This is a genomic window from Methylobacterium segetis (assembly GCF_004348265.1).
Classification (GTDB): Bacteria; Pseudomonadota; Alphaproteobacteria; order Rhizobiales; family Beijerinckiaceae; genus Methylobacterium; species Methylobacterium segetis.
Window position 1 is genome coordinate 1 of the sequence record NZ_SMNT01000241.1, and the last position, 750, is coordinate 750.

Below are 750 nucleotides of genomic sequence, written 5' to 3' on the forward strand. Positions count from 1 at the left end.
CTTCGCCGCTCAGCGTCCCTCTCGACAGGAGAGCCGATGCCAAGGCGTCGACGCAGTGCCAGTCCGCTCGCACGAGAGCGCGCGCTTCACTCCTGGCCCACCGTAGGAAGGGCGAAACAGAGTCTGGCGACCGGCAGGCGATGGCCGCGAGGTTCTTTGCCTCGGCGACATCCCGCGAGCCGCCCCATGCGATATCCGAGTCGGGGTTGTGCATCGCCTGAGCCGCAGGGCCGGCGAATAGGATCATGATCGCCTTGTGCGGGAATCCCTCGGGGGCGCCCCCAGGTGGCCATCCGTGCTCGATGCGGCCCTCAGTCGGAAGGCGCGTCGTTGGCCACGCGGAAGGTCTGATGGTCGCCAACAGCAGCGTGGCGCCGAGGCGCCACGCGGCAAGCGCATGACCCGCCTCGTGAAAGGCTACGTCGCTTCGCTCCGGCGAACTCACCACCCGCCCCCCCGATCCTCGAAGGGCGACGTGGCCAGGTGTGCGATTTCCCCGCCGCGACGGATGACGCAGCGTCCGACGACAACACCGCGGTCCGGCGGAGGCACGAGGTCCGGCGAGGCCGGAGGCCCCCGACGCAGCAAAGGCCCAGCGAGCGCCACAAGGGCGCGGCGGATGCGTTTCACGCGCCAGCCTCCGGCATCAAGGACACGAGGCTGCCAAACGGCCTGTCATGCGCGATCCTGACCGGAGGAGTTTCAGACATCTCGCCGCGCGGGGGCTGGATGATCCAGCCGCCCGTTTCA

At 69.2% G+C, this 750-nt stretch carries 1 protein-coding gene; it reads right to left on the reverse strand.

Translation table 11 applies throughout. The annotated features are described in order from the left end of the window. On the reverse strand, positions 1–247 hold a 247-nt coding region (locus tag E1J50_RS27900; RefSeq protein WP_207919316.1), incomplete at its 3' end, for a hypothetical protein. Between the last annotated feature and the right edge of the window lie 503 nt (positions 248–750).